This window comes from Anaerohalosphaera lusitana (genome assembly GCF_002007645.1).
Classification (GTDB): Bacteria; Planctomycetota; Phycisphaerae; order Sedimentisphaerales; family Anaerohalosphaeraceae; genus Anaerohalosphaera; species Anaerohalosphaera lusitana.
Genome location: NZ_CP019791.1, coordinates 2,847,912 through 2,869,811 on the forward strand (window position 1 = coordinate 2,847,912; position 21,900 = coordinate 2,869,811).

The window sequence follows — 21,900 nt, forward strand, 5'->3', positions numbered from 1 at the left end:
CAATAAACAGATTCTTTGCTATTCTCTTCCTGTCGGAAGCACAATATCATAATTGGGCTTGCTCAACTGATTCCACTTGAGCACCCAAAGGTCCTCAAGGTCAACGGTTTCAACACTGCCGCCAGTCATCGCAACATTGATTGCCATACCATGCCTGTCGATGCAGAAACGCCCCATGCCATAGCCCATACTTCCGGGAAATCTAGTATTGATGTTTTCACCGCCGTACCCGCCCCCATAAACATCCAGCGGAACCTGGTCATCACCATCTGGATGCCCGTCGGGCCAGGTGGAATCTGCAAAGGTCGGCAAGCCGCCTCGCAATGAGCTGAAATTTTGAAAACGCCTCTCAGCTGAAAACCCCCTCAGACTGCCGCTCATCACCCAGAAATTGATTCCATAACTGCCCTTCACCGAGCCCTGAAAGACCCAGCCATTCTTGTCCGTTCCAGGAATGTAAGTTCCGTTGTCCGGACTTACTTTAGTACTGGGACAAGTCAAAATTTCCATTTTCTCCTCATAGGGATCATCCCCGGCAAGATACGGTGCCAGCCCTACAAACCAGAATCCATCCGGGTCTGCTCCGTAACTTGCACCGAAATCCGGTGCCTTGCCATTGTTTTCACCCGCGTATGTCTGCAGTGCTATCGCCATTTGCCGCAACTGCGATTTACATACAACGGATTTTGCCTTCTCCTTGACCATCCCCAAAGCCGGCATCATAATTGCAAGAAGCAGTGCAATGATTGATATTACCACCAGCAATTCTATCAGTGTAAATGCTCTCTTTACCCGCATACTATACTCCCTCATTATTTCCCAGACAGTCTACTCAGTCGCTTGCTCGAGAATCAGCCTGGGTTCAGCAAACATTGAACTGTTCGACATCCCGAAGCTCTCATAGCTCGTTATAAGCGTGAGGAAACGATTCTCATCCGTAAGTTCCACTTCAAATTTCGCTGGTCCCGAACCGCCGCTGATGTGCTTACTTACTACCTTCTTCTCACCATCCACCAAAACGTAGAAGTTAGCGGAAATCTTTTCTACGCTAAGATCGGACTCGGAAACACCAGCCACACTTGAAAATCGTGTAATCCGCAAACCCGGCACACGACTTCTTATTTTTTCAAGATCAAACGTTATACCCTTGTTCCTTCGCATCATGATCAACGAATCTTTTTTCGCATACTTAAGGCCACCGAGAATCGGTTCGATCGAACCTGTCGAGGCATCATAGTTTGCGATAGCTGCCCCAAAATTACCTGGAGCCACTTTGGAAGTTATATCGAACGTGTGCCCATGCGATGAAACTTGCATTGTTTCCGTATCTGTGGGTATGAACACACCGTCTATGAAATCGACAGTACTCACTTCTTTGTACTTGTAATCATAACCGCTTTTGGCCAGAGATTCGGGCGGCATTACTTTCTCGTGGAACACTCCCGTCCTGACACTGATACCTGCATTCTTTTTGCCGCTGCCGAATCCGTTTCCGCCACCCACAATGTCAGCGAGATCCAGGCTCTGCCCACGCCAAACAAAGCCAGCCTTAGATTCTATGTCGCGCACGAATGCTTCGTTTTTAAGTGAAACATCAGATACCGTCCCCATAGCATCAACGCTTTTGGCCTGACCAGCCGCCACGTTTATGCCTTTCCTCTTTTTACCTTTACCACCAGGTATCAACGAAGCCTTGCCTTTGATCATGTGAATATCCGAGGTCCCGTCCACATCCACTTTGACCCCAAACTCAGTGCCCAGATCTACAATCTTGCTTGAAGGCGTATCCACCGTAAAACCCGTGGCATGAAGGGGCACCTGCGAATATAGCCGTCCATAATTCAGTGACATACTTTCGCCGGTCTTGAGCTCGATTTCAGCTGGAGCTTCTAAGACCACCACTGCCCCGTAGTCGAATTCAATCTTCGCAATTCCTTTTTCAAGCCGCAACGGCCCGGACTGATTGTAAAGCAGTGAACCCGATTCCATAGAACCATCTGCTGAAGACCACTTCGCATCCACACTGTCGACTAACATTGCTACGAATTCCCGCGGGTAGGGACGGATATTGATCCAAATCACAGCCAGCAAGACAGCCGCAACCGAAATCATCGCAGTCAATACCGCCAGTTTGCTCACTTCGCGGGTGGTCGGCTTTACTCTCAAAGCACTAGTGTGAATCTGTTGGATAGAATCCTCACATGGCCTTTCTACCTCAACCTCCGGGGCCACTTTTTCTTCATGCGCAAGTGCTCTCCAAAGATCAAGATCTATAGCCCCACGAGTTGGCAACTCAGCTTCGACATGCCCGAGCTTGCGAACATGCCTGAGAGCCAAATTGACCTGCAAGAGCTCAAAGTAATACTCTTCAGCATCCCGATCGCTACTGAGAATCTGCTCCAGTCGCGCTGTAGACTGTGCATCACCCTCATCTTCGAGAAGCCTGAGTACAAGCAGTCGTATTTCGCGAAGTTTTTCGTCATTCGCACTCATTAGAGCTCCTCCTGCGCAAGTGACCGCCTGACACATCTGACTAAAAGGTCCTGAATTCGTGAAAGGTTGTAATACACGTTTCTTACGCCAGTGTTAAGTCTTTCGGCAATATTCCTGGCCCGAAGATTTTGCCAATACCGCAGTTCAATAAGCTCTCTGTCGCCCTTCTCGAGCTTCTTTACACATTCTAGGAGTTTCTCGGTCCTCTTGTTTGTCAGATCCAGTCTGGCTGGCGCTCTATCCTTCAGTTCGAACAAGAACTTATCGCTGAATTTGACTTTGGAATCTCGCTTGCGGTCTCTTCGAAATGTCAGAACCTGGTAATAGGCTATTGTCGTGCTCCAGGCTAGAAAGTCGCTGCCCTGCTCAAATCTGTCAAAATTCTTCCACATAGCCATGGATGTTTCCTGCATAATCTCATCTGCCTCAGTATAGTTGACTACCATACTTAGAATATAGGCGTATATCTGCGACTGATGAGCAGCAAGCAGCTTAATGTATTCCTGCGTTCTCAGATTTTCAGACTTAGGACCCAAAGCTCGCATCCAAATAGATTACACAATAACCGGGCACTTCAGTAAAGTAGTCCGCTTATTAGGCATTTATGAAAAGAAAAAAACAAAAAATTTCAGATTAGCTACTAAATATAGAATTTAGCGACCCTCACCAGGATTTATTTTTTGGCAATCCGCAGGTCTGTTATTTTTTCAATTCTTATTACTCCATCAATTCCTAAGTATCGCCAATATACCAACACGAAACAAGTCGATATAGCCCAACTCTATGTGGAAATTGTGTAATAACATGTCAATACTGTGGCACCTCAAAAACATCCTTTCGAATGTCAGACCCAGAGTAAAAGCAAAGGATTGACCGTTGAAGTGTATTAGCTAAGACTTTACCTGGTACTAACTATGATTTATGTTATGATTAACAGAGGCCATTTCTCGGGGTAAATAATCTTTTTTACATCCTTGTTTCATCTGTTCGACTGTCTTTTTGCCCAGATGCTTCTGTAAAATTCTTTGAGAAGCTTCGGATAGGTCCGAACTCGTGGAAGGAAGCTCCACGCTCCGCTGCTGGGCGCGTCTTCGGGCCTGACATCCGCGACATCGATATGGTCGAAGACCCACTGGACAACCGCTCTAGCTGTGACGTTCGGCTTAGCGGCGAAAGTCTCTCGCCTAATGCCGTCCCCGCTATCCATGCCAGCACCATCGCCAGAGTCACAACCGCCACAGTTATCAGCCACGGGTACCGACTCAAAGTCCGGCTCAAACTCTCGACGAGCTTTTGCCCATGCCTCTTTAGGGCTAAGCCCATCTCGTTTAAGTCCTTCACGAAGTTTGATAAATTCATCCCAGCGACCTTCACTCTTTAACCGTTTTTTGAATTGTTCTTTTGTTTCCATAACGCAATTTTTTACGGCACGAAAGATTTGGTCAAACCGCCTGAAAAACTTTTTTTGAAAATTGGTATCGCGGCTTTCGACCTAAGTAGGAGTCCCGGCGGCAAGCCGGGCGGGGGTGTGGTTCGGATCTGAGTCGGCAGGAGTCCCACGACGAAAAAATTATCTGCTATTCCTCGCGCGTGGCGCGCGAGAACGGCCAAGTATTTCGCAGTGTCATCGCCCTGGCTCTCCGCTGACCTGCGACAACAACGGCCAACAGATGGTGTGATGGGAACCCACCACGCCAAAACGACCTGATCGACCGACCGAAAGACCAAATACAAACCGTCATCACCTCGCGCGCGTGAGCCAGCAACCCGCCGACTTGAGTTAACACAAGACATGGCCACAACAGAGAAGCATAAAAAGATCGTCTTTTTACATGTTAGCTATTGCCGCTCTCGATGCATTCTGTTACACTTACAGGCATGATCAGCCAACCATCCCAATCAACTCGCAAGGCAATTCTCTATGCCAGATTCTCACCTCGTCGCAACGCAGATCAGTGTGAGTCCATCGAAACACAGTTCGACCTTTGCACCGACTACTGCGTCAACAACAACTACGAGATCACAGCCAAGTTCAGCGACAAAGCCCTCTCGGGATCGGACGAAGATCGACCTGGCCTGTGGTCTGCAATGGATTCTCTCAAGCGTGGTTACTGCCTTGTGGTCTATCGCCTGGACCGTCTGGTCCGCAGCGTATATCTCAGTGACATCATCGAACGAACGGTCAAAAAGAAAGGCGCATCGATCATCAGCATTTCAGGTGAGGGCACATGGAGCGACAACGACGAAGACTGGCTCGTCCGCAAGATACTGCAAACCCTGGCAGAGTACGAACGCAAGGTAATAGCCGCCCGCACCAAAGCCGCCATGCTCCGTCACCAGGCCAACGGCAAACGCATGAGCAAGCACCCGCCATACGGATTTACAGTCGACCCGCTCAACCCCGGCCGACTGATCGAACACGAAACAGAACAGCAAATTATTCAACAGATAATCACCATGAAAGAATCAGGCCTGTCACTGCGTGCTATCTGCCGAGAGCTGCAAGACTCTGGCATTAGCTGCCGTGATAAATGCAACTGGCACCACAGCACCGTTCAGCGGATCATACAACGCATCGACTCATCCAGTTCGCCGCTTTAGCCTTCTTTCAACTTCCAGCACCTCATCGACCATATCGGCCGGAGAATTCAGATTGAGCCTGTAGCGGCGCAGAATACTCTCCTCTTGCTCAAACCTCTCGATGTAAACCGCGATCCGCTTCTCTTTGGCCAGCTTATAGGCTGCATGTCTGGTAAGCCTGGGCCTGGTGTGCTTGGTGTTCTGATAAACCTTGCGTTTATGTGCGTTCTGGCACTGTCTGCACTTACGCCTCCAGTAACCGTTGAAAAATCGAAAGTTCTTATCATTAAGCTCCAGCACTCGTTCACATTCAGGACATTTCTTTTTCATGATCTTATCCCCACCACTCAATGAATTCTTCAGCATCGGTATCAAGTTTTGAAAGAGCATCCTCACGGTCCGTCCCTGTCAAGGCCACACAGATCGTCTGCGGTTTATTGTTGTGATAGACCCTGCGATCAATCGGACTTCGCCATTTGTCGCGGTGGTACTCACCCCAGAGGATGTAACAGCGGGCAGTGTAGGTGTGCATGATCCTGGCGAGAACCTCCTCCTCGGCCTGGACCGCTGCATCGTAATCATCGAGCCCGCCATCGACAGCAAGCATCGCATGGCGTTCGAGAAAATCCTCGGCGTAGTCTGCGGGAATGCTGTCGGGGATTGAAATGCTTAAGGTCTGCTCAGCCCTTGGTTGCGTGTCCTTGGTGTCCACACCGTCCATAGGGTCGCGCCTATTGTTTATTTTATATATATACATGTCTATGCTTTGCATTACATTTTTCCTTCTATGCTCTTTTATTGCTAAAAGGTATGGACCGTAGGGACAGACAATAAAAAACCCGCTTATCAGCCTCATCAGAATTGGTTTAGTGGCCATACCATATCTATGGACAGCCGTGGACAAGCCATGGACAAATGCCGGAAATTAGGGGTCATTGTTAAATTCCGAATCATCCTTCAGCTTCAGCCGGGTGTAGTACATGGTCCTGTCCACCCCTTGACGCAATCTCTTCTTATCAACGGGTGGCCATAGCTTTCTAATCTGAATGCCCACATTCGTCTCATTCTTTGGCCTGTAACCTCGCTCGTCACACCACCGCTGATAGAAGTTGCGAAGCTGCCTGGTCTCGATCCTGTCGAACTCGCATTTGGTGACTTCAAAGTTCTCTTCCAGGAACACCACCAGCGGATTCATCTCCCGCTTGTACTGATCCAGTGCCCGCTTGCATGCAGCCGGTTCGATGAAGGCCTTCTTTTCTTCGAGGCTTTGCAGACCCTCCAGAGCCCACTTCAATACCCCGCTCATCTCCGTAGCCTTGATCTTCTCAGCCAGGTGCCTGTCCTGCTGGGACTCGGGGATCACCGCTTCAAAAGGCACCAGCAGCATCCGCCGCCAGATACCGTTGGAAGTGTCCACGAACCGGGGCAGCTTGTTAGTGGCAATCATGATCTTGGCCGTTGGATATGCACTGAACGGCTGATTGTAGAGCCTCTTGAAGGTGACCTGCGTACCGCCCGTATATTGCTTGAGAGCCGTCTCAGCTTCTTCCTCAAGTCCTTTTGACGATTCATCCGTGATATTAGCCAGCTTGCCGTAAGTCTGCGTCAGATGGTGAATGTCATCGAATTTCGACAATGGCACAGTCGAGCAGTTGTCATTGCCAAGCAAGGCCATGATCACATCGAAGAACACGCTCTTGCCGTTGGCACCATCACCGTAGCACAATAAAAACTTCTGGTAAGCGGTGGATCGAAGCAGGGTATAGCCTGCCCACTGCTGGAGAAGCTCGAATAGTTCACGATCTTCACATGTGATGTCGACCAGGAACTCAATCCACATTTCGCTGTCCCGCTCACCTTGCCAATCGAAATCGAGATAGTTGAACGTATAGAACTGCGGCGTGTGGGGATGCAGCTTGTACGGATACACCGAAAAATCCAGCAGACCATTCTTCAACGGTATCACATAAGCTGGATCGAGACTTCCGTCCAGGCTCGCCGGTGCGTGCTTCCCGGGCGGCAGATAAACACCTTCCAGCCCTTGCCAAAAACCTTTGATGTCATTGACAAACCCCTGGCCCTTCCTTTTTAGCCGCTTATAGACCACCTTGAACGAATCATCTTCCTGCTTTTCCTTTGTCTCTACCTTGCACTTGCGAAGACACTGTCTGATCAAAATGTCCAGCTCCGTCTCATCCTCGATCAGGCGGTAGCGGTTGTTTCGATACATGCTCCAGCCGTCGATAGAGTTGTAGCGGTAGATGGTGTTCTGATTGACTCGACAGTACTCGTTGATCTTCTCCGCAACAGTATCCGACTGGTCATCCTTCAGCAGGATGACATCACCCTGGGGAATGCGGGTCGGCTCGTACCGTTTGGCATCTGCAAGCAGCTTTGACATATCCCCGCCGTCGGAGACCAGATAGTCGTGCAGGTCCTTGCCGTGGTTTTCGCTGACTTCGTATGGCAAACTGGCAATCGAAACGCTCTTTGCAACAGTGCTGATCTTCTTAGCCGCTTTGCGTGCTGCCTTTTTCCCTGGCTTGTCGGCATCCATGACGACGAACACAGTCTTGCCGCAAAACAGTTCAACCCAGCTGTCCTTGAACGTTGAAGCACCACCACTGGAGGCTGTGGCGTAATACCCAGCATCGATAGCGGCCAGAGCATCACGCCATGCCTCACAGAAAATAATCGTCTCGGGTTGCTCTTTCTGCAGCCAGGGCAGACCATACAGACCATGCTTGCCGACGGCAGGATATTTTTCCAACTTGCCGTTCTTGAGCTTGACCGGCTGGCCTTCATTGCCCACTCGCAAATATCCGCAGACTTCGCCCGCTGCCGGATCATAAGCCGGTATGCAGATGATCGGTTCTGCCTTGTGAGCTTTCGGGCCAAACTTGGCAATTGCATCGCAGCTGATCTTTTTGATCTTACACAGCTTTGCCAGTTTGGCGGATGAAGCTCGTCTCAGCTTGTTCGTAAACCAGTCAATCTTCTTGGGTTTTGCTGGCTTGGAAGGACCGCTGTTATCTTTGAAACCGTGTCTTTCGAGAAGCTCAAAGCATTTACGGTCCTCCAAGCCGGTGACTTTGCGAACAAGCCCGAACAGATTACCCTTGCCGCAGCCTCGCTTGCAGTCCCAAAGCCCGCTGTTGCGGTTGACATACAGATGTTTAGTACCGCAATCCGGACAGACGCATAAAAGCTGGCCGTCACCTTCGGGCCGAACAGTCTCGATGCCGATCTCTTGAAGAATATCTCTCACCATATCAACCCTCCGCCAGCTTCTTGATCAGCCGGTCCACACTGGCCTCACGGTATTTGGGGTACTGCCCGATCTGAACAGCCTGCAGACCCAGGGCCATAAGCCTTGCCCGATGCCTGCTGAATGAACGCATGCTCATCGAGAGCCGCTGAGCTGTTTCCTTGCGTGATAAGAGTCTCTCAGCCATTGAGCACCTCTCTTTCTGCAGGCGCAGCCAGGCCGCGGTCACGATGAATGCGGATTCCGTACAAACCCTGTTTGATTACCGGCAGTTGGGCCTCGTCGAAAAGGCGAGTGATCCCAACCCGCTGACGCGGTTTTATACGGTACTTGCGGATGATGTAAGCCACCCGCTGAGGTGGTTCGCCGAACAGGTCGGCAATTTGTGAAACGGTGTGTAGGTCAGACATTTAAAAACCCTTTCAAAAAATGTTTTTTCATTCTTCGAAAGGGTCTGCTAGTCCATAAACGACAAAAGGCAGCGACTGCCGATTTAGCTAAGTCACTGCCTTAGAAAGACTTACCGTTTTTATTTATGCCACTGCCAATTCAATAAACTGTCAATAAAAGTCAATAAACCAGCGTGTCTATTTAACAAAATCGCTATTTTCATCCTCGATTTGCTCGTTAATAAGTGCCTCCAAATGTGCCTGATCCGACTTGCTTCTCCTGTTGGCTCGACTCTGTTCGAGAGAGTTTCTGCCGAACAACTCGCTGGATGTCACACTTGATCCTGTCATTTGCTTTGTTGCTTTAGAAGTTTTCTTTGCAATTTTGCCTTCCTTATATGGATCTGTCGGGTAGATATGCTTCGGTTCATAACTGGTTTCAGCCGCGACTTCACTTACCGTGGGCAAACGTCCATACTTGCTTTTCAGTTCGGCTGCCGCCAATGCGACAGCTCGGTTACGGTCCGCCATTTCTTTTTGATTGGGTCTTTTCTTTTTCTTCGCGGTCTGCTTGTTAGGTCCTTTTGCTGTGGCCTGCTCATCATCTTTCTGTGTTGGCAGCAGTTCTTTTGCTCTGGTGATGTTCAAATCCCAGCATCTAAGCTGATCAATCGGAAATTCCAGCCTCTCATTTTCTCCGCAGATGCAGACTCCCCACTTACTGCCGTCGGGATACCGGAGTATCTTCGGACTGACAGTGCACGGCTGATGAAAGCACTGGGTGCAGGTAATGTACTCGCTGTATCCCGTGAAAAGCAGCAGCTGGTCCCGCTCACATTCAGCTATTTCATCTTCATCCAGAAAATGCGTTATGTTCTGGGCGTAAACAGTGTCACATTCCTGATCAGCATCGACCATCCGCAGCAGTCTTTCGATCTTCTCCGTGCTAAGCGACATTTGTGCTCTCCGACATAGCCTTGTGTTTTACAAGTATGCCCCACTTGCGAAGGTACCGTCTTGCCATTTCAGACTTCTCGTCATCAGACAGGTCGCTGTATTGCGGGTAGCCAACAGTAAATGTGATCCGCCCGACCTTGTGCATATTCACGGGCTTGAACTTGATCTCTATTTTCGCCTTCCGCACAAACACATCTTCAAGCTTTACGCCATGAGCAAGATACGTTTTCTGCATCATACCTTCGACCTGGCGGTTGTCGCCCTTATGCGGACTTGCCTCCAGGGTGATCCGCTGGTCCGTACCTTTGTTGAGGTTCAGCATAACCATCTTGAGCGTGATCGACTCCACCGGCATTTCCGGGTCCTCAGCAAAGCGGAATTTGCCATCCTTCAGACAGCTTAAATCGAATACTTCAGTTGCCGCATTGGGCGGTTCCTTAAATCCAAGCACCTCCGTACACATCGCCTCAAACATCTTGTCTTTAGCCTTCTTGCTGCGTGCATGGACCGCTAAATCGCCATCCTCAGCGTTATACTCAAATATCACCTGGAAAATAGGACGATAGGCCGCCCTAATAATTACGTCCTCGCTGTCATCACGATACTTTCGAAAGCCTTTGACACTGTCCTCCGGATTGGCAAAGAAATAGTGCCGATCGGGATTGGTCCGCATGTAATACTCGACCTTGCACTTTTTGCCCTTGCTCTGCCGCTTGAAATATTCGGCCACTGTAGCACCGAGCTTTTGCCTGACCTGCTCGTCCTCCCCATCACAAGGAATACCAGGCCCTACGTAGTAATGATTCTTACCTCTTCGGCTTTCCCACTCCCTCAGATCAATGGCATGACTGAACACGTCGTCATGATTCAGCCACATATACATTGCCCGCGCGTGTTCATTCTCCAGCTCTCCGAGTTTTTCGCCCAGCTCCAGACTGCCATGCAGCGGCGACCGCGCCTCGTCAATGAGTGCTGCGATCCCGCCTTCATTGGCCCACTTGTAAATGGTACGAAATTCATACTGAACCAGTGCCGGATCAGTCAGAGCCAGGATAGCTTCCGCCAAATCATCAACAATCAGTTCCTGGCCCCACGCAAAATCCATAAGCAGACCCTTGTTGCCGAAATATAGCTGCAAAAGATCCTTCGGCTTGAGTGTCAGAAAATCCTTCAAATAGTAGTTAGCCACAGTTTACCTCCCATTGTAAATAACCAAAAGGCGCACAGATATGTGCCGAAAGCCAGCATAAAACCCCTGCCGACCTCCGGCACATTATCCGAACAAAAACCGAACATCAAGCCAAAAAACGCAAGAATTGTCAGGCCAAAACGTAAGCTTTTTTACTACAAAAACTTGCGATCCGCTTTAGCCAAACTGCTGCGCAGCCATATCGGCCAGCCCCTGGTTCCGCTCGGCATAGATCTGTGTTGCACTGAGATTAGAGTGCCCCAACAAAGCTCCTGCAGTCTCATAGTTGAACACCTTCCGAATCTTCGTAGCGGCTGTATGCCTGAGCTGATAAGGGGTCCACTTGGGCAACTCTTCGTCAGGGTTGCCGCCCTGCCGTTTTATTTCCCTCCTGGCAGTATTAATCGCCCTTTTGACTGCCTGACCATAGCTGCGGGTATCGTAATGATCTCTCGGTGCCCTTTGCGGCTTTGCCTTCCGATTTGTGCCTGGTCTGTTGCCGCATGACAGAGGCGTTTTGCGAGTCAGGGTCAACTCCCTTCTGCGTTTGTTTTCCGTCTCCTGTGGTGAAAAACAGTAGTCGGTCCGCTTCTTCAACAAGAACGGACGCAGGATTTCTTGGCCTCTGGGGCCGATTGATATAATTCGCTCCAGCCCTCGAAAGCTGTTCTTGTGCTTCTGGGGTCTGTAGTGCCAGACATCATCCTTTTTGGTAATATCGCACGGCCTCATAATCGTCAATTCACAAGGACGCATGCCGGTCAACAACTGCAGTTCGATCATTGCGGCAATTGTATCACTGGCATACGGCAGAACCTTGTACACGTATTCCTCATCTATCGCCCTGACCGGTTCTACTTCCCTTGCATTGGTATAACCCCTTCTAAGGCCATCAACCGCCCCAAGCGCGTGATATGCCATTGGCGAGGCGATCTGCTCGGAAACCGCCCACTTGAACATACGTCTAATTATGCCAACCCTCGAATTGATCACCCTTCTGGACAGATTTTCCTCGATCATGAACTCGCGGACATCTTTTAGCCTTCTGGGACCGAACTCTTCAATTGGAAGATCGGCGAAATTATCAACCAGTTGCTTAGTGGCGTATTTTATCGCCTGAATCTCTCTGCCATTGTCATGGATGTAGTAAGTCTGGGCAAACTCCAAATATGCCTTAACCAGTTCTGCAATGGTGTCTACCTGTTCGACCTTCTGCTGTGAATCAAACACAGCCTTTGACCACATCAGCTTGGCACATTCGATCGCTACGTCCTTGTAGGGAGTTGCCTGCTTGGCACCTTGAGGCACAAGCGGGACAGACTTGGTTTTTGAGCTGCCCGGAAGGCGAACTTTCCACCAGTATCGACTGCCATTCTTGTAGATGGTCCCGGGCACTTTTTTGCTGGAACGCTTGCTCTTTTTTGCCATTTTCAGCTCCTTACAACTTCTTCAAACCACAAAAAGGTTATAAAAAAAGTTATAGGGCACGAAAAGGACTTGCAAGGGCAGGATTGTAAGTACTTGCTGGAAAAGAAGTTAAGAGGAAGGCGGCGGTGGGATTCGAACCCACGAATAACGGTTTTGCAAACCGTCGCCTTAGGCCGCTTGGCTACGCCGCCGAGGTTGCTGAGCCGTCTGTGCGGTCTGTCAGCGATTTAGAATGATGAATTATAGCCATGTTTTCGGGTTTGGCAAGGGCAAAGCGACAAATTTTAGGGATTTTGCCGCGGCTGATGGGGTACGCAAAGGTCTGATTGGCTGCGGGGCTTTGAAAACGGGTTTGTGATAATGCCCCCCTGCCGTCGATTATCAGGACAGGCGTGTTTTGAAGTCCTGATATGTGAAGCGACGCTGGAGTTTGTAATCGTCGGTATCGGGTTCGTAAGTCACTATGTCTGGGAGGTTTATGCCGTTGAACATGGTGTTTTTGACCATGGTGTAATGGGCCATGTCGTGGAAGATGAGCTTGTCGCCCGGTTTTAAGGGGGCATCGAAGGAGTAGTCGCCGATGACATCGCCAGCGAGGCAGGTCGGGCCGGCGAGGCGGTATGTGTGGGGTTTCTTGCCGGGTTCATCCGCGCCGCTGATCTGGGGTCGGTAAGGCATTTCGAGGACGTCGGGCATGTGGGCCGCGGCGGAGGTATCGAGTATGGCGATGTCGCAGGCATTATGAACTATGTCGAGGACGGTGGCGATGAGAAATCCGGTGTTTAGTGCGATTGCTTCACCGGGTTCGAGGTAGACCTGCACGTCGTACTTGCTTTGGAAATCGCTAATGAGTTTACAGAGCAGGTCGATGTCGTAGTCCGGGCGGGTGATGTGGTGACCGCCGCCGAAATTGATCCATTGCATCTGCGGTATGAATTCGCCGAACTGCTTTTCAACGGCTGCGAGGGTTCGCTGGAGCGAGTCTGCATTGAGTTCGCACAGGGTATGGAAATGCAGACCCGTGATGCCGTCGAGCATGTCGGCTGGGAACAGATCGCGGGTGATGCCGAGTCGCGAGCCGGGTGAGCAGGGATCGTAGATGGCGGTTTTGACTTCGGAGTGCATGGGGTTAATGCGGAGGCCGCACTTGAGGGCCCTGCTGCCGGCTGCTATGCGGGGTTTGAATTTTTGCCACTGGTTCGCAGAGTTGAAAATAATATGATCGCTGTTTGCGATTAGCTGGTCGAACTCGTCGTCGCGATATGCAGGGGCGGTGAGGTGGACCTCTTTGCCGAATTCTTCGCGACCGAGTCGTGCTTCGTGCAGGGAGCTGGCTGCGGTGCCGGCGAGATATTCGCAGACTATGTCGAAGACGCTCCACATAGCGAAGCCCTTAAGGGCGAGCAGTATCCTGCAGCCGGTGCGATTCTGGACGTCTGCGAGGGTCTCACAGTTTTTGCGCAGCAGGCCGCGGTCGACGAGATAGCATGGAGTCGTTATCTTGCTCAGGTCGTAATTCAACTCAAGCTCCTTTGACGGATACGTTAGCTGTCCAGCGTTTTGCCTTCGATGACCTTCCAGGGGAGGCCGTGCTTGTTGAGCATGTCCATGAAGGGATCGGGATCGAACTGCTCCATGTTATAAACACCGGGCTTGTGCCACTGGTCCGTCAGGATCATGGCTGCGCCGATCATGGCGGGAACACCGGTGGTGTATGAGACGGCCTGTGCCTTGACCTCTTCGTAGCATTTGGCGTGGTCGCAGGTGTTGTAGATCATGATGCGTTTTGTTTCACCGTTCTTGACGCCTTCCATGATGCAGCCGATGCAGGTTTTGCCCTTGTAATTGACACCGAGTGAACCGGGGTCGGGCAGGACGGCCTTTAGGAACTGCAGCGGGACGATCTGCTTGCCTTCGAACTCGACGGGCTCGATGCTGGTCATACCGACGTTCTGCAGGACCTGCAGATGATTTATGTATGCTTCCCCGAATGTCATCCAGAAGCGTATGCGTTTGAGGCCGTTGATATGCTTGACGAGGGACTCTTCCTCTTCATGGTAGAGGAGATAGGCCTTGCGGGGGCCGATCTCCGGGAAATCGATATCTTTGGAGACGGACATTGGTTCGATCTCTTTCCAGTCGCCCTGCTCCCAGTATTTGCCCTTTTGGGTGATCTCTCGGATGTTTATCTCGGGGTTGAAGTTGGTTGCGAACGGGTGGCCGTGCTCGCCTGCGTTGCAATCAACGATGTCTACGAAGTGGATCTCATCGAAGTAGTGCTTTTGTGCATAGGCGCAGAAGACGTTTGTGACGCCGGGATCGAAACCTGACCCTAGCAGGGCCATGATGCCGCTGTCGCGGAACTTGTCATCATAGGCCCATTGCCATTTATATTCGAATTTTGCTTCATCCGGAGGCTCGTAGTTTGCGGTGTCGAGGTAATCAACGCCGGCTTCGAGACATGCATCCATGATCGGAAGGTCCTGATACGGCAGAGCGACGTTAATGACGAGATCCGGACGGAACCTGGTTATCAGTGCCAGGGTCTGCTTGGGATCGTCTGCGTCAAGCTGTGCGGTTTCGATCGGCCTGTCGAGCATTGCAGCTATTTCGTCGCATTTGGATTTTGTTCTGCTGGCCAGGCATATGTCTGTAAATATTTCGGGAAGCTGGGCGCATTTCTGGACCACGACATTGCCGACTCCGCCGGCTCCGATTATAAGTACTCTACTCAATTGGGACCTCCAGACAAGTTTTCGAGGTTAACTGATCAGGCGGGAGCTACCGTAAGAAACCCGCCAATCACAGGATGCGCAGAGTATAGGATGCGAGCAACAAAAATCCAGCAAAATCGGGAGATGTGACGGTATTTTTTTGTCCAAAGTACGCGACGTGCCTAAATATGCACGTAGGCTGGAGATATCCTATTTTTATGCGGCAGAACGGCGGTCCTAGGGGGCGATGTCCGGGGAAACTTTTACGCCTGAGACGATATCGCCAAAGCCGTGGTGTGTACCGTTCGCATCTACGACTTTGACGGATACCAAGCGTTTTTGTGCTGCCCAATCGCCCTGCTGATCTGTGCACTGGACGATGACTTCACTGCCCTGCCTGTGGGCGGCAAATATCGAAAGGCAGAATTGGCCCTTCTGATAACCGTAACCATCGCCGGCGTCTTCGTAGAGCATGCCGGAGGCTTTGCCCTGTTGGTCGAGGACTACGATAAGTGAGAGCGGCAGGCTTCGGTTTATCTGTTCGGTCGTCTGAACGACTGGGCCGAGGGGGATGATCGAGCCGGGGCGGACCTTGAGGTCGCACTGGTACGGGTCGGTGCTGCTGTCCTCACCTACTAGTGAAATGGTTTGCCAGGCTACTTTGGGCATTGGGCCTGGAGCGGACCATTTGGGTACGACCATCAGGTCCGGACCGATCAGAAACGCGTGGTCCTGATTGCGGAGTGACAAATCTGAGGGATCGGCGAAGAAGAGCGGCTGCATAACCGGGGAGCCGGTCTTGTGAGCTTTGCGGAAGGCTGTGTAGATATAGGGCATGAGTCGGTAGCGTCGCTGCAGGGCCGTGCGGGCCGCCTTTTCAGTTTCAGGGCCGAAGGACCAGGGTTCCTGATCTGCGGTATCCTTGGCTGAATGGGCACGGCTGAAGGGATAGAATGCCCCTGCAGATATCCAATGAGCCCAGAGCTCGGGAGTTGCATCACCGACAAAGCCGCCGATGTCGGGGCCGTTGAATGGCTGGCCGGAGAGGCTGAGGTTGAGGGACATTGGGATGGACAATTCCATGTGTTTGCGGGTTGCGTTATTGTCGCCTGTCCAGGTCGCTGCGTAGCGGTGTCCGCCGAGGAAGTTGGCCCGGGAGAGAACGAACGGCCGTTTGTCTGGGCGAGCATCTTTGATGCCCCGGCGGGATGCTTTGACCATCAGCATGCCGTAGACGTTGTGGTACCGGATATGCAGGCCAGGGGCGAGCTCGCCGCCACCGCGATGCTGATTATCCAGGGGCATGGTTCCGTTTGTCTTGTCGTTGAAGACGGCGGGTTCGTTCATGTCGTTCCAGACGCCGTCTATGCCGTGCGCGAGGAAGGGCTTGTAGAGGTCGGCCCACCAGTCGCGAACGGCTGGGGAGGTGAAGTCAGGGAAGACACAGTCACCGGGCCAGACAGGACCGATGTACGTATCACCGACTGCGGTTTTGACCCAGACGTCGGCTTCGGTGCCGCTGTCGTAAATGGAGTAGCCGGGGTCGTGCTTCACTCCGGGGTCGATCATCCAGACGCTTTTGAAGCCCTGGTTGTGGATATATTCGTTAGTTGCGGCGGGATCAGGGAAGTGGTTGGGGTCGAAGGTGAAGACGCGAAAACCGTCCATGTAATCGATATCGAACCATATCACGTCGCAGGGGATCTGTTTGGCGCGGAAGGTGTCGGCCACCTCGCGGACACGTGCGTCGGGAAAGTATGAGTAGCGGCACTGCTGGTAGCCGAGAGCCCAGCGGGGAGGCATGGGCATGGTGCCCGTGAGGTCTGCGAGTTTGTGCATGAGCTGCTGGGGTGAGTCTGCTTCGATCACGATTACCGGGAAGTCGGGTGCGACGGCGGTTGTCGTGAAGAGGATGCCTGCGCGGAGGTCTAGCTGTGACTTCCAGGTGCAGTCGAATACTATGCCGAATGCTGAACCGTCAGGGCGGACACCGAAGACCCACGGGTGAGACTGGTAGAGCTGGTCAGGCTCACCGTAGCCGTAATTGTCTTTGTTAAAAAGCGTGATCTTCTTGCCATTACGCATGAGCGAGCCGGTGACTTCGCCTGTGCCGTAGAGATCGACTTCGGCAGGTATAGAAACATAGACGTATTGCTTGTCGTCAAGCGTGCCAAAGTTTGGCTCGAGCTTCCAGCCTGACGGGACCGGGCCCTGGGGCGGCCGTTTTTTGTTGAGTGCAAAGGAATAGTAACCCACAGGCTTGTCCGGCCAGAAACGGGCAACGCTGGTGCCGATGCGGTTGGCGGTTTGGGGAGCGGCCATTTGCTGGGTGAGCTTCGAGATGTATTCGCCCGGGTTGTTATCTGCGAGAGTAACAGAAGTCCAGTCGGTTCCGATGCGAATTTCGTCGAACTCACAGACACTGTTTTCGTTGCCGGAGCGTAGACGGAGTTCATCGAAGGCAAGCTCTGTTTCGTATTCGGTCCAGATGTGTGAGGGCTGGCGGGATTCGCTGCGTCGGCAGAAGGGGTCGAGACCAACCTTGATCCGCTCGGGGCCGTCAGGATTTGCGGTTATTCGCAGAACGATCTGGTGAACCTGCTTGTCGACCGGAATCGGAATTTCGCCGATAGGAATGCCCTGGCCGTCGGAGGTCCAGAAGCTGTAGTTCTGTGAGACGTAGTCGTTGCCCAGGCCGAAGACTTCGCTGCCGTTATTGTAAAGAACGAGTCCCGAGAATTTATCCTTTGTACTGTCTGAAAGCACACGATAGCAGAAGCTTATGTACAGATCATCAGGCTGCGGATCAGACGGGATGGCCTTGTCCAGCTTGTAGGTGACGCCATGAGTACGATCCTGGATGCGGATCCGGTCGCCTGTTTCCCGGTGGAATTTAGCGTTGAGACTGCCTGGCAGGATGCTGATATTCTCTGCGTCATGGTAAGCGGCTGGATCCGAAAAGCTCTCGGTGAACAGGATGTCCGCAGGGGCTGAGGCCGGGAGAAGCAGAACGAATAGAATAAGGGCAGTGGTAATTATTCTAGATTTATTAAGCAGCATCGCAACACCTGTCTAAAGCTTAAGGCCACCTCTAAAAATCAAGATTAGCGGCTCACGTATTAAATTAACAATATTTTGAGTTAAAATTGAACTCACTGTTGCACAATTACGATTATTTGTCTCAATATGACGGCATTCAGTACTGGCGTCAAGCGGCACCGACTGGCTTTGCGGCCGTAGTGCCGCACCGTTGGCGGCTAAAGTCGAGCCAGCAGGCAGTATCTGTCTATATTATACGCAAGGTTTCGCATACAAATTTTCGTCTTGGCCCTGGCTATTCCTATAGTTCGAATGATCAAGTTGCCCGCCCGCATCTTCTGTATGCCGAAGACATGCTCAACTCGGCTGCGAGTTTTCGAACGTTTATAATTAGCTTCTATCTGACGCTGAGTCAGTTTTTTATAACGACAGCCTTTTCGTTGAATATGGCCGCGGTAGCCTTCTTCTTTAATGTTATCCCGTTTTTCCGTCGAGCCGTAGGCAGAATCGGCCCATACATCCTTGCTGCTGTTGTTTGCATCAAGCAAGTCTTCAAAGACATTGCTGTCATGAACAGAGGCAGGCGTTACTTCACAGCTGCGAATAAACTTGTGCTTAACATCAATATCAATATGGTTCTTATAGCCATAGTAGTTTACGCCGTTCTTCTGCACCCAGCGTGCATCGGTGTCTTTCTGGCGTTTCTTGGTATCGCTCCAGTTTTCGGGAACCTCGCCGTTCTTGATGGATTTATTCTCATCTCTGGTGTTACGCTGCTTTGGAACCGCTACAATACTGGCATCCACGATCTGGCCTTTTTTGGCAGAAAAGCCGTTTTTACGCAGAAACTCGTCGAACTGAGTAAAAAGGTTTTCGACAAGGCCGGCTTCGGTGAGCTGTTCTCTGAAAAGCCATATGGTCTTTGCATCAGGCACTCTGTCGCCAATACCCAGACCGAGAAAACGCATGAAGGAAATACGATCCCTTATCTGAAATTCGAGCTGATCGTCGGATATATTGTACAGGGAATCAAGTATCAATATCTTGAACATGAGTATAACATCAAAGGGTTTTCTGCCTGCGTTGGACTTTCGTTTTTTATCTCTGACAATCTCAAGGGTTTTGCGAAATTGCTCCCAGTCGACTATTTCATTAAGCTTGACAAGTGGGTCGCCGCTGTTGTCGAGTTGTTCAAAACGAGTCTGCCAGTCGAAAAGTCCTACTTGCATCATGATCAATCCTTTGATTATGAGTCGAATAACCGTAATGTAATTGTCAATGAGCTAATTATAACAAAAGGGCAATAAATTGCACGAATCTAACTGATTTTTAGAGGAACCCTTAAGGGGTATTAACTGGATATTGGAAATGTTGACGTAGTTGTATGGTTCAGTGCCGTTGCCGGCTGATCGGTATGGTTCATAGTGGTCGAAGCAGCTCATGTTGCGGGCAAGGTCGTCTTCGCTTATGCGGACGGTGTACCTGGTGCCCTGCTTCAGGTCCGCTTTGAATGAAGAGGAATTCAGATACCGTGTCCAGTCTGCGGTGTGAGGCATGACGAGGTAGTCCGAAGCGATGGGACTGGAGCTGCCTTCCTTGAATATCTCCAGCTTCTTAACTGAGCATGTGACGCCGGTGTTGATTGGGCCTGCGCCATTGGAATATTCTGCGCGGATCATGTAGGTGCCGGTGGCGGGGATCGTAAATTGCGGAACCGTAAGGGTATGTTCGGGCTTGCCCCAGTTTTCGAAGTGGTGGTCGTTGACGAGATTGCCGCCTGTGTTTTGCATTTGTGCAGCCTTCATGGTTATGACACCGTCGGCTGATGTGTAAAACCTTGACGGGGTCAGGTGCGAATGATTGCCCGAATCGGGGTAGACGGACTCGACTGCGTAGACGTATTTTTTTTCTTGCCAGTCAGCAGAATCAGGGTCGATCCATGTGGTTTGAGTTAGATTGGAGACAAAAACTTCTCCGTTACGGTAGACGTTGAAGCGGACGTTCGTTTCGCCGTTCGGGTCGAAATGGAGCTTCAGCTTACCGTTTTGGAGAGTGATGCCGCCCTGCCCGATTGATTTCCACTTGGGTTGTTTGGGGCCGAAGATTTTTCGACGACCGAGATCCTGGAGTAGATTAATACTGCCGGGATCGCTGTCGGTGGGTGCGGAAAGCCATATTTGCCAGTGGCTACTGCGATCGAGAGTGTCTGCGGGGACAAATTCGTCTGTGATCGAGCGGTCGTTGAGAGTGAGCTTGTGAATATTATAGATGCCCGCGTTTGCGAAGGGGTCGGCGGGTAAGTGAATGCTTACCTCTATGTTCTTGCCACGACAGGCGAAATTGCGAAGGGTGAGAACCGTGCTCCCATTAAAGTATTCGCGGTGCATTGCAGAGGTTATGCACGGCAGGAAGCGGATGCCGTCATAGCTGGTTTCGAGGCCGAAGACTACGTCCTGCACCATTGACATATAGCCCGCGACGGACCAGAGCTGTCGGCGTGAGTTGATGACCGGACCGCTCAGGTTGTTGACCTTGGCGTAGGGTTTGCCTGTTACGAAATCGAAGTTTTCCATGTTTGAAAGGTTCAGCGACGTGCCGCGGACTAGTGACTTGATTGCGTGGTTGACGGCTGGGGCATTTTGAACCTGTTTGGCGGCTCTGAGCCAGTAGGATGTGACGAAGGGCCAGTATGCATGGTTGTGATATATAGGGACCGTCTGCTCCTGGGGCCAGACTACGGGCGGGCCGAACTCCGACAGCGGGTAGTTTGCGATTATCTTTTCGGCACGAGACTGGTCAGCGACACCGCTGAGGATAGCCAGTGATTCGCCGAGGGCATCGAAGCGATTGGTCCTGATCTTGGTAACGCCGTCCAGGATCGTCGAGGAGTACATCCCCGCTGATTCTATGTAGAACTCTTTGTTTATGGCTGTTTTGAGGTTTTGGGCCCAACGAGCATATTGTTTGCTCTGGTCGGTCAGGCCCTTCAGGTCCGCGATGCGCGAGGCTGTTTTGATGATGATATAATGGCCGACATTGGTAGAGAGGGCCTTGGATTCAGCGATCGCCAGGACGTTGTCACTGGTCCAGCCGGGGTAAGACTGCTCACGCCAGTCGAGGAAGGACTGTTCGCCTAGGTACAGCCCGTCAGCGGGATCGTAAATGACTTGGCGGTCATGCTCGATGGTGTCGCGCATTATCTGCCAGCAATCTTCGAGAAACTCATCGCGTTCCGGGCCGTCGAGGTATTTCAGCAGCTCCCATGCACCTATGGCCCATACTACGCGGTCCGTCGAGACCGGATAGCTGCCGCCTGAGCCGGTGTCCTGTACAATCTGTCGAGGATAGCGGCCGTCAATGCCGGGCTTGTACCGGGTGGTCTTGAACAGCAGCGAATTCATGCATCGCTGCGGGTCGAGCGAGGCCAGGCCAAGATCAACGGAATATGCAATGTCCCGCGTCCAGACATAGGTCCATTTCTCGCCGGTCTGGAAATAGGGACGGTTCATTTCCTCGGTTACGTCGAAATTGCCGTCGCGGATCTGGCTGACGGCGTTCAATCGGGCGTCGTCCAATGTGAGAGCATACAGGGCATCGAAAAGCTCATTGCCCGTGCGGATCGTAGGATAGTCAGGATATTCCGAGAATGTGCGGGTTTTGTCGGCGGGCTGATTATCGCGGAGGTCGGCAGTGGTCGTAAGTGTATACGTTTTTGTGGCCGCGGCCTGCCGGAGAGTGGCAGTGTCCCGGCCGTCGGTATATTTGTCAGCAGTCATTTGGGCTTGTACGGAACTAATGAACACGGTGAAGCATAACACAAATGAAAGAGCTGTGATTCGATAT

The 21,900-nt window shown here is 51.4% G+C and carries 18 protein-coding genes and 1 tRNA gene; 1 reads left to right on the top strand and 18 read right to left on the bottom strand.

Annotated features, from left to right (window positions below; genetic code table 11):
• Positions 1 to 18: 18 nt before the first annotated feature.
• The 4 genes from STSP2_RS11455 to STSP2_RS11470 all read right to left on the bottom strand — a co-directional run bounded on the left by STSP2_RS11455 (position 19) and on the right by STSP2_RS11470 (position 3,904).
• Positions 19 to 798, bottom strand: coding sequence for a type II secretion system protein (locus STSP2_RS11455; protein ID WP_205847882.1), 780 nt, complete (start codon positions 796 to 798; stop codon positions 19 to 21).
• 30 nt (positions 799 to 828) lie between these two features.
• Positions 829 to 2,493 carry a FecR domain-containing protein gene (locus STSP2_RS11460; protein ID WP_169853175.1) on the bottom strand — a complete coding sequence of 555 codons (1,665 nt, stop codon included), beginning with the start codon at positions 2,491 to 2,493 and terminating at the stop codon, positions 829 to 831.
• Positions 2,493 to 3,029, bottom strand: a complete 537-nt coding sequence (locus STSP2_RS11465; protein WP_169853176.1) for a sigma-70 family RNA polymerase sigma factor — start codon at positions 3,027 to 3,029, stop codon at positions 2,493 to 2,495. Before STSP2_RS11465 ends, STSP2_RS11460 begins: the two co-directional genes overlap by 1 nt.
• A 443-nt stretch (positions 3,030 to 3,472) precedes the next feature.
• Positions 3,473 to 3,904, bottom strand: coding sequence for a hypothetical protein (locus STSP2_RS11470; RefSeq protein WP_146662786.1), 432 nt, complete (start codon positions 3,902 to 3,904; stop codon positions 3,473 to 3,475).
• 443 nt (positions 3,905 to 4,347) lie between these two features.
• On the opposite strand from STSP2_RS11470, the gene STSP2_RS11475 reads away from it, so the two are divergent.
• Positions 4,348 to 5,094, top strand: coding sequence for a recombinase family protein (locus tag STSP2_RS11475; protein ID WP_146662788.1), 747 nt, complete (start codon positions 4,348 to 4,350; stop codon positions 5,092 to 5,094).
• On the opposite strand, the gene STSP2_RS11480 is transcribed toward STSP2_RS11475, so the two are convergent.
• From STSP2_RS11480 to STSP2_RS11545, 14 genes are all read right to left on the bottom strand, one after another.
• Complete coding sequence (locus STSP2_RS11480; protein WP_146662790.1) at positions 5,074 to 5,403, bottom strand: hypothetical protein; 330 nt, start codon at positions 5,401 to 5,403, stop codon at positions 5,074 to 5,076. The genes STSP2_RS11475 and STSP2_RS11480 overlap by 21 nt on opposite strands.
• A 4-nt stretch (positions 5,404 to 5,407) precedes the next feature.
• Positions 5,408 to 5,794, bottom strand: coding sequence for a hypothetical protein (locus STSP2_RS11485; protein ID WP_146662792.1), 387 nt, complete (start codon positions 5,792 to 5,794; stop codon positions 5,408 to 5,410).
• 204 nt (positions 5,795 to 5,998) lie between these two features.
• A complete protein-coding gene (locus tag STSP2_RS11490) occupies positions 5,999 to 8,344 on the bottom strand; it encodes a phage/plasmid primase, P4 family (protein WP_146662794.1) in 2,346 nt (781 codons plus the stop codon).
• Position 8,345: 1 nt separating this feature from the next.
• On the bottom strand, positions 8,346 to 8,528 hold the full coding sequence (locus STSP2_RS11495; protein WP_146662796.1) for a hypothetical protein: 183 nt from the start codon (positions 8,526 to 8,528) through the stop codon (positions 8,346 to 8,348).
• On the bottom strand, positions 8,521 to 8,751 hold the full coding sequence (locus tag STSP2_RS11500) for a hypothetical protein (RefSeq protein WP_146662798.1): 231 nt from the start codon (positions 8,749 to 8,751) through the stop codon (positions 8,521 to 8,523). The genes STSP2_RS11495 and STSP2_RS11500 overlap by 8 nt, the downstream gene beginning before the upstream one ends.
• Before the next feature lie 177 nt (positions 8,752 to 8,928).
• A complete protein-coding gene (locus STSP2_RS11505; protein ID WP_146662800.1) occupies positions 8,929 to 9,687 on the bottom strand; it encodes a hypothetical protein in 759 nt (252 codons plus the stop codon).
• Positions 9,677 to 10,876 (bottom strand): hypothetical protein, encoded by a 1,200-nt coding sequence (locus STSP2_RS11510; protein WP_146662802.1) that lies wholly within the window; start codon positions 10,874 to 10,876, stop codon positions 9,677 to 9,679. The genes STSP2_RS11505 and STSP2_RS11510 overlap by 11 nt, the downstream gene beginning before the upstream one ends.
• A gap of 177 nt (positions 10,877 to 11,053) precedes the next feature.
• The gene (locus STSP2_RS11515) at positions 11,054 to 12,304 is read right to left on the bottom strand and encodes a tyrosine-type recombinase/integrase (protein ID WP_146662804.1); all 1,251 of its coding nucleotides are present in this window, start codon (positions 12,302 to 12,304) and stop codon (positions 11,054 to 11,056) included.
• Positions 12,305 to 12,421: 117 nt separating this feature from the next.
• Positions 12,422 to 12,495: transfer RNA gene (locus STSP2_RS11520), tRNA-Cys, on the bottom strand.
• A gap of 190 nt (positions 12,496 to 12,685) precedes the next feature.
• The gene (nspC, locus tag STSP2_RS11525) at positions 12,686 to 13,825 is read right to left on the bottom strand and encodes a carboxynorspermidine decarboxylase (protein WP_146662806.1); all 1,140 of its coding nucleotides are present in this window, start codon (positions 13,823 to 13,825) and stop codon (positions 12,686 to 12,688) included.
• A 23-nt stretch (positions 13,826 to 13,848) separates the two neighbouring features.
• Positions 13,849 to 15,039: a saccharopine dehydrogenase family protein gene (locus STSP2_RS11530; protein ID WP_146662808.1), complete on the bottom strand. Its 1,191-nt coding sequence runs from the start codon at positions 15,037 to 15,039 to the stop codon at positions 13,849 to 13,851.
• Between the two features lie 216 nt (positions 15,040 to 15,255).
• A complete protein-coding gene (locus tag STSP2_RS11535) occupies positions 15,256 to 18,078 on the bottom strand; it encodes a TIM-barrel domain-containing protein (protein WP_205847883.1) in 2,823 nt (940 codons plus the stop codon).
• A 197-nt stretch (positions 18,079 to 18,275) separates the two neighbouring features.
• Positions 18,276 to 19,289 carry an IS5 family transposase gene (locus STSP2_RS11540; RefSeq protein WP_146662810.1) on the bottom strand — a complete coding sequence of 338 codons (1,014 nt, stop codon included), beginning with the start codon at positions 19,287 to 19,289 and terminating at the stop codon, positions 18,276 to 18,278.
• 51 nt (positions 19,290 to 19,340) lie between these two features.
• Positions 19,341 to 21,833: an alpha-L-rhamnosidase-related protein gene (locus tag STSP2_RS11545; protein ID WP_146662812.1), complete on the bottom strand. Its 2,493-nt coding sequence runs from the start codon at positions 21,831 to 21,833 to the stop codon at positions 19,341 to 19,343.
• Positions 21,834 to 21,900 lie beyond the last annotated feature (67 nt).